Source organism: Sphingosinicella soli (assembly GCF_014199685.1).
Taxonomy (GTDB): domain Bacteria; phylum Pseudomonadota; class Alphaproteobacteria; order Sphingomonadales; family Sphingomonadaceae; genus Sphingosinicella; species Sphingosinicella soli.
Genome location: NZ_JACHNZ010000001.1, coordinates 274315 through 283346, shown reverse-complemented (window position 1 = coordinate 283346; position 9032 = coordinate 274315). Strand labels below are relative to the sequence as shown.

Below are 9032 nucleotides of genomic sequence, written 5' to 3'. Positions count from 1 at the left end.
GAGCGAAACTCGCGCTCAACATCAACCGATCGCCACGCCGCGGTGGGGTCCCTTTTGCACGCCGATCGGGGGTCCCTTTTGGACGCCGATTGACAGACCGGGCAGAACTCGGGCGAACCCTATGTTTTCCTGAACTTCTTCTACGACGGCGGCACGTTTGATCGCGTCGAGTTCATTCAGGCGCCGGGCGGTGCCGGGTATGAATCCGACAATCACACGGTCGGCTTCTACAAGGACAAGGGTGATGGCACGCCGGTGATCGACGTTCCGGAACCGGGCGCGCTCGGGCTGCTGGGCCTCGGCCTCGCGCTGACCGCGCTCAGCCGTCGCCGCCGCAAGGCCTGACGCAAGACGAAATCGCAAACCGCGCCGGGGTGGCCAGTCCTCCCCGGCGCGTTTGCTATGGGGCCAGCCAGCCGGTGACGGCGGCAAGCAGCGCGCGGCGGGCTTCGGGCTGCGTGAAGGTGTGATCGGCGTTCTCGATCCGGACCCACGCGACGTGCTTGCCAAGCGCGGGTCGCAGGGCGGAAAACGCGCCTGCGGTCGCATCGCGGCCTGACAGCACCACGAGGACAGGCCCCGGAAACGCATTGATCGCAGCGACGAGACGCGCCGCGAACGCGCTTTGCGCGGGGGCTTTCGATCCGCCGAGCATCGATTTCAGCGCCGCTGCGACATCGACCTTGCCCGCGAGCACGCGCGGCCATGCGCGCGGGTTGAGCAGGCGCCGCACGGTGCGCTCACGCTGCAGCGCGGCGGGCATTTCGGCGGTGTCGCTTTCAAAGCTCCACGGATTGAGGAGGACAAGGCGGTTTGCCGCGCCCTGCGCGCCGAAAAGCGCAAGCGCCGCCGCGCCGTCGCAAAGCCCGATGCCCACGATTTCCGATGCCCCGCTTTCATGGCGAAGCGCCGAGGCGGCGGCGGCGATATCGGCTTCGCTGCGCAGAAAGCCCGCGTCTTCGCCTTCGCTGTCGCCGACGCCGCGCCGATCGAAACGCAGTGCGGCGATCCCGCTTCGGCTCAGCGCTTCGGCGATCTGGGTGAACAGGCGGTGCGGCCCGGCGCGTGTCTGCACCCCGCCCGAGACGATGAGCGCCGCGCGCGCTCCCGCGCCGGGGTGAAGCGTCGCGGCGAGAGAGGCGTCTTCGCACGCAATCACGAGCGGGCGGATCATCGCAGCCACCGGGCGATATCTTCGGCGAGCGCATTCGCGAAGGCCGGGGCAGGGGCAGGCTCGGCCTGTCGCCAGACCGGCGGGCCTTCGACCTCCGACACCCGCAGCGGTACGGCCGCTTCGGGCAGGATCAGCGCGGCCAGATCTGCGGCGAGCGGGGCAGGGATGTCATAGCCGGTCAGCGCCACGGTTTCGCCGCGCGCGAAACGGCCTTCGTAAGCCGAAGGCGCGACGCGGGCGCCGTCGCGTTCCTGATCCGCGATCGCCTGCGCGCGCGTCATTTCCCGCAGCAGGCCTGCGCCCGAAGCCGCCGGGGCCACGCGGTAGAGGCCGCGGCTGCCGGACCCATCCGTCAGCAGCGCGCCGCCGCGCACCGCGAGCACGTGGAGCGGGCGCCGGGTTTGAGCGATCAGGTGGGCGACGGCATCGCGCCAAACGGCGATGCCCGGCGTGCCCGGAGCGTCGCCGGTGCCGGGAAGATCGGGGAGGACGCTGGCGATGCCTTCGGCGGCGAGCGCCCGCCCGAGATCGGCAAGCAGGCGCCGCGTTCGGTTCATCTCCTCGAACAGCGGCGGCACGAACAGCACGCACGGGCCGGTTTCGGGGCCGCGCAGGATTGTCGGCAGGTCGTGAGGCCCGGCGCTGAGCAGCGTGAACCGAAACGGCTGCACTTATGCCTGGGCCTTGCGGGCGACGAATTCCACAAGATTGCCGAATGTTGCAAACAGGTCCGCATCGACCTCGTCGTCGTCGATGACGATGCCGAAGCGATCCTCCATCTCGGTGAGGAGACCGGCGACCGCCATCGAATCGATTTCGGGAAGCGCCCCGAACAGCGGCGAGGCATCATCGAGCCCGGCGGCGGTGGCGGGCGGCACGCCCAGCACCTCGACGAGAATGCGCCGCATCTGATCGGCGCTGGAAGCGGTGTCTGCGGTCATCTCTACCCTGTATGCACTGTCTTTGCCCGCGGGCGGTATACTGGCGCAGTTTGCGCAGGTAAATGCACGCGGGACAGCAGAACGGAATGGGGCGGATGGCGCTGGGGGAAACATGGCGGGCGCTGGGCACGGCAACGACGCTTTCCTACGCGATTGGACGCGCGGCGGCGCGGATTCCCGGCGTTTCCTGGCACCGCTACCGGCTCATCGCGGTGCCGCTTTCCGGCATGCCCGAAATGCCGCGCGGTCATGCAGTGCGTGAACTTTCCGCCGATGCGCTCAAGACTTTGGTCATCGATGCTCCCCTACAGGTGCAGGCGGATCGCTTCGCGCGCGGGCTCATCTGTCTCGGCGCGTTCGACGGTGAAGCGCTGGTGGGGGTCAACTGGCTCGCGCGGGGTCAATACGACGAAGATGAGGTGAACGTGCGGTTTCTGATCCCCGATGATGCCGCCTGGGACACGGGACTGTGGATTCGCGAGGATCGGCGGCTGGGCCGCGCGTTCGCCGCGCTTTGGGCGGGAACCGGCGCGTGGCTGGCCGAGCGCGGGCTCACGCGCTCGCTCAGTCGCATCGCCGACTATAATCTCGGCTCGCTGCGCCCGCATGAGCGCATGGGAAGCGCGACGCTCGGCATGCTCGCGGCGGCGCGCTTCGGCGCATGGCAGATCGCTGCGGGCGCGCGTCCGGCGCTCGCGCGAACCGGAACGCCTGCGGTCTGCGACCTGAGGGGTCGCTGAACCATGCGGGTCGATGCGCTTCATCTGGATCACGACGCCGCGCGCGCGGCGCTCATCGAGGGCGCACACACGACCACTTACGGCGAGCTGGAAGCGCTCGTCAGCACGATGGCGGGCGGGCTCGCCGCGATCGGCGTAAAGCCGGGGGACCGGGTCGCGATCTGGCTGAGCAAGACCACGGGCAATGTCGCCGCGCTGCTCGGCGCGATGCGCGCGGGGGCGGTCGCGATCCCGGTCAACCCGGTGCTGAAGGCGCCGCAGGTGGAACATATCATCGCCGACAGCGGCGCGACGGTTCTGCTGACGAACAGCGCGCGCGCGCAAACGCTGCGGGGGACGCCGCGCACGTGCCGCGTTCTGCGCGCCGAGAAGGACTGGGGCGCGCTGATGACGGGCGCGCCGGTTTCGGTGGACCGCGCGGCGGACGACCTCGCGGCGATACTCTATACGTCGGGAAGTACCGGACGCCCCAAGGGCGTGATGCTTTCCCATGCCAATCTGGCGCTCGGCGCGGAAAGCGTCTCGGAGTATCTCGGCATCGGGCCGGAGGACCGTACCCTCTGCGTGTTGCCGCTCGCGTTTGACTACGGCCTCAATCAGGTGCTGACCGCGCTGAGACAGGGCGGCGCGGCGATTTTGCTGGATTATCTGTTGCCGCGCGACGTCGTGAAGGCGGTGGTCCGGCACAAGGCGACCGGGCTTGCGGGCGTGCCGCCGCTCTGGATGCAGCTTGCCGAGGTGGAGTGGCCCGCCGAAGCGCGCGGGCTTCGCTACATCACGAACTCCGGCGGACGGATGCCCGCAGCGCTGACGAAACGCCTGCGAGACCTTTTGCCCGCGACGAAGATCTACCTGATGTACGGCCTTACCGAAGCGTTCCGATCGACCTTCCTCGATCCCGCGCTGGTCGATACGCATCCTGATTCGATCGGGCGGGCGATCCCGCGCGCGGAGCTTAATGTGCTGAACGCCGACGGAACGCCCGCAGCGCCCGGCGAACCCGGCGAGCTGGTCCACGCCGGGCCGCTCGTTGCGCAGGGGTACTGGAACGACCCGGAACGGACCGCCGTGCGTTTCCGCCCCGCGCCCGCCTTTTTCGAACATGCGGGCATGGCCGTGTGGTCGGGCGATACCGTGATGAGGGACGAGGACGGCCTGCTCTATTTCGTGGGCCGCGACGACGAGATGATGAAGATTTCGGGGAACCGCGTGAGCCCGACCGAGGTCGAGGAGGCGATCTTCGCGACCGGCGCGGTCAGCGTCGTGGCGGTGTTCGGCGTGACGGACGAGCGGCTTGGGCAGGTGGTCGTCGCGGTCGGGGTGCCTGCGGCCGGGATGAACGGGGCCGACGCGGAGGCGCTTGCGCGGCAGGAGCTTGCCGGACTAGTGCCTGCCTTCATGGTGCCGCGCCACTTCATCTGGGAGATCGACCTGCCGCGCAATCCCAACGGCAAGATCGACCGCGCCGCGCTGCGTGCAAGGCATGTGCAGTGAGCCGCGACCATCGCATCCATCCGCTGTTCACCGAGCAGGACGGCGAACTCGCCGTCGCGGGCCGGACCGTGAGCCGGTGGATTGCCGAAGCCGGCGGGCGGACGCCGCTGTTCCTCTATGACTGCGCCGTGATCGAAGCGAAGATCGCCGATCTGCGCGCGGCGCTGCCCAAGGAGGTGGGCATCCATTATGCGATGAAGGCAAACCCCATGCCCGAACTCGTCGCATGGATGGCGGGGCAGGTGGACGGTCTCGACGTCGCTTCGGCGGGCGAGCTGAAGGTGGCGCTCGCGGCGGGGGGCGATCCCTCGCACATCAGCTTCGCGGGGCCGGGAAAGCGCGATTTCGAGCTGGAGCTTGCGATCGGGGTGGGCGCCACGCTCAACATCGAATCCGCGCGCGAGTTCGCCCGCGCCGCAGCGATCGGCGACCGGATCGGCAAGCCGGTGCGGGCCGCCGTGCGCGTCAATCCGCCGTTCGACCTGAAGGCGTCGGGCATGCGGATGGGCGGCGGCGCGAAGCCGTTCGGCGTCGATGCCGAGCAGGTGCCCGCGCTGCTCGCCGAGATCGAGGCGGCAGGCGCGGATTTTCGCGGCTTCCATGTCTTCGCGGGATCGCAGAACCTCTCGGCGGAGGCGATCATCGATGCGCAGCGCAAAACGATCGATCTTGTGGCCGACCTTGCCGAGCACGCCGCCGTTCCGCCGCCGCTCGTCAATCTGGGCGGCGGGTTCGGCCTGCCGTATTTCCCGGGCGACCAGCCGCTCGACCTTGCCGCCGTGGGCGCGGCGCTCGAAAAGACGCTCGCGGCGCGCGATCCGATCCTTGCCGACACTCGGTTCGTCGTGGAACTCGGGCGCTATCTGGTCGGCGAATGCGGCGTTTATCTGACCCGCGCCATCGACCGGAAGATGAGCCAGCACGAAGTCTTCATCATCACCGACGGCGGGCTGCATCACCAGCTGGCGGCGAGCGGCAATTTCGGCACGGTCATCCGGCGCAACTATCCCCTTGCAAACGCAAGCCGTTTCGGGGCAACCGACGCGGAAAGCCTGAACGTGGTGGGCTGTCTCTGCACACCGCTCGACAGGCTTGGCGACAAGGTCATGCTTCCCGCCACGGAGGTCGGCGACGTTATTGCCGTTTTCATGGCGGGCGCCTATGGCTTCACGGCCAGCCCGACAGCCTTCCTGAGCCACGAACCTCCCGCCGAAATGCTTGCGTAAATTGCAAAATTTGCTATTGGACGGGTAGGGAAACGAACGATGCCGTAACCTTTTTACGGTATCGGGTTCAGGGGCGGAAAGGCGGCCAGCCGGCATGCATAGGGCGTGTCGGCCTGATTTTGTCTCCCGCAGACGCGGGGGCGTTTGAAGAGGGGATTCAACTCAGATGGCGAAATCTTTGTATGCGGTCGTTCCGGCGCTTGCCGCGGCCCTGGCGCTTTCAGCCTGCGCGTCGAACAGCGGGCTGCCGACGCTGCCGCCCGCGCAGTTCCAGTCCACCGATGAAGGGCCCGGCGCCGAGTACGTGGTCGGCCCGCTGGATTCGCTGAGCATCTTCGTGTGGCGCAACCCGGAACTGTCGACGTCGGTTACCGTGCGTCCCGACGGGCGTTTCACCACGCCGCTGATCGAGGACATGGTGGCCACGGGCAAGACCCCCTCCGCGCTCGCCCGCGAAGTGGAGCAGAAGCTCTCCACCTACATTCAGGAACCGATCGTTTCGGTGATCGTGAACAATTTCAACGGCCCGCTTTCGCAGCAGGTTCGTGTCGTGGGCGAAGCGGCGCGGCCGCAGGCGATCCCGTTCCGTTCGAACATGACTCTGCTCGACGTGATGATCGCGGTCGGCGGGCTTACCGAATACGCCTCCGGCGACAGCGCGCGCCTGATCCGTTACGACAAGGCGAGCGGCACGCAGAAGGAATATGCGGTCAAGATCGAAAGCCTGCTGAAAGGCGGCAAGACGAACGCGAACGTGGCGGTGCAGCCGGGCGACGTGATTATCATTCCGGAAAGCTTTTTCTAAGGTTTCCGGAATAGTTACGGAGATCGGCCCCAGGCCATTCATCCTTCAGGCAGGCGGTCCGCGATAGTCATGAATTCGATCCAGGAAGAAGTGATGACGACCCTTTACGGGGTCTGGCGCAAGCGCTGGTACGGCCTTGCGTTGATGTGGGCCGTGTGCCTGATCGGGTGGGTGTTCGTCGCGACGATCCCCAACACCTATGAATCGCGGGCGCGCGTCTATGTCGACTGGGCATCGCTGATCCCGGAAAAGCTGGGATATGAGGGCACGAACCTGCTGCGGCAGGTGGATGTGGTTCGCCGCACGCTGACATCGCGCGTGAACATGGAAAAGGTGATTCGCCGCACCGAACTCGACGTGGGGCTGGATAGCGACCAGGAACTCGACGAACTCATCGCGCGGATGACAACCAATATCTCGGTTCAGAGCCAGCAGGCCGATCTCTTCACGCTCGTTTACCAGTCCGACGATCCTTCGCTCAGCAATGCGGAGAACGCGAACCTCGCGCGGCGCGTGGTCGACAACCTCATCCAGATCTTCATGGAAGAAAACGTCGCTTCCGACCGGGACGACATCAACGAGGCGATCCGCTTCTTCGAAGACCAGCTTGCCGAACGCGAGCGCCAGCTCGAACAGGCCGAGCGCCGCAAGGCGGAATTCGAGGAAAAATATCTCGGCATGCTTCCCGGCGAGGGCAATATCTCGTCGCGGCTGATGCAGGCGCGCAGCGGTCTCGACAATGTCGAGATCGAGCTTGCGCAGGCCCGGAATTCGCTGCTGGCGCTGCAGCGCCAGATCGGCGGCACGCCCTCGACGATCAATGCGCCCTCGTTCGTGATCGAAAGCGCTTCGATGGGCGCGAGCCCGACGCAGCAGCAGATTTCGGCGCTGGGCCGCAGCCTGAGCGACATGTACGCGCGCGGCTGGACCGATCAGCATCCCGACGTGGTTTCCACGAAGGCGCAGGTTCGCCGACTGGAACAGCAGGCCGCCCGCGAGGCGAAGGATCCCTCGCTGCGGCAGCAGGCGGCGCAGGCCAATCCGGTCTATGTCAACCTCAGAAGCATGGTTTTCGAACGGCAGTCCGCCGTCGCGGCGCTGGAGGCGCGCAGAGCCCAGTTGCAGAGCGCCATCTCCGGGATGTCGTCGCGGCAGGTGCAGCAGCCGGGCATCGTGGCCGAACAGTCCAAGCTGAACCGCGATTACGAGGTGCTGCAGTCGCAGTACAACCAGCTTTTGAAATCGCGCGAGGAAATCCGCCTGAGGAGCGATGTCGAAACCAAGACGCAGCAGGTGAAGTTCCGCGTCGTCGATCCGCCCTCGCAGCCCCGCGACCCGATCGCGCCGAACCGGCCGCTCTATCTCAGCCTCGTGCTGCTCGTCGGGCTTGGTGCGGGCGCTGCGCTCTCCTTCCTGCTGAGCCAGCTGCACACGACCTACATCACTGCGGCGCAGCTGGAAAAGCGCTTCGACTATACGGTGCTGGGTTCGGTCACGGAGATCGTTTCGGACAACCAGCGCGCCCAGAACAGGGTGTGGCTGTGGGGCTTCGGCGTGCTGAGCCTGGGGCTGATCGTGATCTATCTTGCCCTGCTGCTGTATGAAATCGTTTAACGCCCTGGCTTTTGCCGCGTGCGCGGAAGGTAAAGAAGATGAGTGAAGAGAAACCGTCCGGAACACCGCGCGCCTCTCTGCTTGAGCGGGCCGCCGGACGTCTGGACACGGCCGCGCCCGCGAAACCCGCGGCAGCGCGCCCGGCCGCTCAGCCCGCGCCGCCGCCGCGCGCGCCTGCGCCGGTTGCGGCCCCGGTTGCGGCTGCCGCCCCGGTTGCCGCTTCGCCCGACGTCGCGCCGACGCCGCAATTCGCGACGCCCGAAACGCCTGTCGTGCATCTGCCGGCGGACGACGGCAACCGCACGAGCCGCCGCGGCGTCATCGATCTCTCCGAACTGCGCGATCTGGGCTATGTGGTGCCGGACGCGCCGGCGACAGCCACCGCCGAGGAGTTCCGCATCGTCAAGCGGCAGCTGCTCATCAATGCAATGGCGCGCGGCGACAACGCCATCCGCAACGGCAATCTCATTCTCGTGTGTTCGGCGCAGCCCAACGAGGGCAAGACGTTCTGCGCGACCAACCTGGCGCTTTCGATCGCTTCGGAGCGCGATCTGACCGTTCTGCTCGTCGATGCGGACTTCGCGAAGCCGGAAATCCTTTCGACGCTCGGCCTTGAAGGCGGCAAGGGGCTGGTGGACGTGATCGCCGATCCGTCGCTCGACCTTTCGGACTGTCTGATCCGCACCAATATCGAGAATCTCTCGGTGCTGCCCGCCGGTCGCCAGCATAACCTGACCACCGAACTGCTCGCCTCCGACCGCATGGGCGACATGGTGGAGGAGATCGCGAAGCGCTACGGCGACCGCATCGTCATATTCGATTCCCCGCCCGCGCTGGCATCCTCCGCCGCTTCCGTGCTCGCCATGCACGTGGGGCAGGTGATGTTCGTGGTCGAAGCGGAGAACACCCGCGAAACCGAGCTTCGCGACGGACTTTCCCTGATGAGCGGATGCGACCACGTGCAGCTGCTCATCAACAAGGTGCGCTATGCCGGTATGGGCCGGCGCTTCGGGACGTATTACGGCTATGGAAGCTGAC

At 66.8% G+C, this 9032-nt stretch carries 10 protein-coding genes and 1 pseudogene; 8 read left to right on the top strand and 3 right to left on the bottom strand.

The genetic code is table 11. From position 1 onward, the window contains the following. Window positions 1-108: 108 nt before the first annotated feature. Together GGQ98_RS19005 and GGQ98_RS18755 are read left to right on the top strand one after the other, a co-directional pair. A pseudogene (locus tag GGQ98_RS19005) lies at window positions 109-207 on the top strand (Npun_F0296 family exosortase-dependent surface protein); the annotation flags it as partial. Window positions 208-255: 48 nt separating this feature from the next. Continuing rightward, a complete protein-coding gene (locus tag GGQ98_RS18755; RefSeq protein WP_341534101.1) occupies window positions 256-345 on the top strand; it encodes a PEP-CTERM sorting domain-containing protein in 90 nt (29 codons plus the stop codon). A 55-nt stretch (window positions 346-400) separates the two neighbouring features. Here GGQ98_RS18755 and GGQ98_RS01385 read toward each other — a convergent pair whose 3' ends face one another. Genes GGQ98_RS01385 through GGQ98_RS01375 form a run of 3 tightly spaced genes read right to left on the bottom strand, consistent with a single transcriptional unit; the run spans window position 401 to window position 2115 of the window. Then, the gene (locus tag GGQ98_RS01385; protein ID WP_243451616.1) at window positions 401-1174 is read right to left on the bottom strand and encodes a hydrolase 1, exosortase A system-associated; all 774 of its coding nucleotides are present in this window, start codon (window positions 1172-1174) and stop codon (window positions 401-403) included. Then, entirely contained in the window at window positions 1171-1845 is a 675-nt protein-coding gene (locus GGQ98_RS01380) for an alpha/beta hydrolase family protein (RefSeq protein WP_184063949.1), read from the bottom strand. The genes GGQ98_RS01385 and GGQ98_RS01380 overlap by 4 nt, the downstream gene beginning before the upstream one ends. Further along, entirely contained in the window at window positions 1846-2115 is a 270-nt protein-coding gene (locus tag GGQ98_RS01375; RefSeq protein WP_184063947.1) for an acyl carrier protein, read from the bottom strand. Window positions 2116-2210: 95 nt separating this feature from the next. Between GGQ98_RS01375 and GGQ98_RS01370 the strand changes: the two genes are divergently transcribed. From GGQ98_RS01370 to GGQ98_RS01345, 6 genes are all read left to right on the top strand, one after another. Next, window positions 2211-2855 (top strand): hypothetical protein, encoded by a 645-nt coding sequence (locus GGQ98_RS01370; protein WP_184063944.1) that lies wholly within the window; start codon window positions 2211-2213, stop codon window positions 2853-2855. 3 nt (window positions 2856-2858) lie between these two features. Next, on the top strand, window positions 2859-4349 hold the full coding sequence (locus tag GGQ98_RS01365) for an acyl-CoA ligase (AMP-forming), exosortase A system-associated (RefSeq protein ID WP_184063941.1): 1491 nt from the start codon (window positions 2859-2861) through the stop codon (window positions 4347-4349). Beyond that, the gene (locus tag GGQ98_RS01360; protein WP_184063938.1) at window positions 4346-5575 is read left to right on the top strand and encodes a pyridoxal-dependent decarboxylase, exosortase A system-associated; all 1230 of its coding nucleotides are present in this window, start codon (window positions 4346-4348) and stop codon (window positions 5573-5575) included. The genes GGQ98_RS01365 and GGQ98_RS01360 overlap by 4 nt, the downstream gene beginning before the upstream one ends. A 166-nt stretch (window positions 5576-5741) precedes the next feature. Continuing rightward, window positions 5742-6380 carry an XrtA/PEP-CTERM system exopolysaccharide export protein gene (locus GGQ98_RS01355; protein WP_184063935.1) on the top strand — a complete coding sequence of 213 codons (639 nt, stop codon included), beginning with the start codon at window positions 5742-5744 and terminating at the stop codon, window positions 6378-6380. 93 nt (window positions 6381-6473) lie between these two features. Further along, window positions 6474-7994: an XrtA system polysaccharide chain length determinant gene (locus tag GGQ98_RS01350; protein WP_184063932.1), complete on the top strand. Its 1521-nt coding sequence runs from the start codon at window positions 6474-6476 to the stop codon at window positions 7992-7994. A 38-nt stretch (window positions 7995-8032) separates the two neighbouring features. After that, complete coding sequence (locus GGQ98_RS01345; RefSeq protein WP_184063929.1) at window positions 8033-9031, top strand: XrtA-associated tyrosine autokinase; 999 nt, start codon at window positions 8033-8035, stop codon at window positions 9029-9031. Window position 9032: the final 1 nt, after the last annotated feature.

Excerpts from the sequence above, each read along its gene's own strand:
- GGQ98_RS01385 (WP_243451616.1), bottom strand. The coding sequence starts at position 1,174 with ATGATCCGCCCGCTCGTGATTGCGTGCGAAGACGCCTCTCTCGCCGCG.
- GGQ98_RS01375 (WP_184063947.1), bottom strand. The coding sequence starts at position 2,115 with ATGACCGCAGACACCGCTTCCAGCGCCGATCAGATGCGGCGCATTCTC.
- GGQ98_RS01370 (WP_184063944.1), top strand. The coding sequence starts at position 2,211 with ATGGCGCTGGGGGAAACATGGCGGGCGCTGGGCACGGCAACGACGCTT.
- GGQ98_RS01365 (WP_184063941.1), top strand. The coding sequence starts at position 2,859 with ATGCGGGTCGATGCGCTTCATCTGGATCACGACGCCGCGCGCGCGGCG.
- GGQ98_RS01355 (WP_184063935.1), top strand. The coding sequence starts at position 5,742 with ATGGCGAAATCTTTGTATGCGGTCGTTCCGGCGCTTGCCGCGGCCCTG.
- GGQ98_RS01350 (WP_184063932.1), top strand. The coding sequence starts at position 6,474 with ATGACGACCCTTTACGGGGTCTGGCGCAAGCGCTGGTACGGCCTTGCG.
- GGQ98_RS01345 (WP_184063929.1), top strand. The coding sequence starts at position 8,033 with ATGAGTGAAGAGAAACCGTCCGGAACACCGCGCGCCTCTCTGCTTGAG.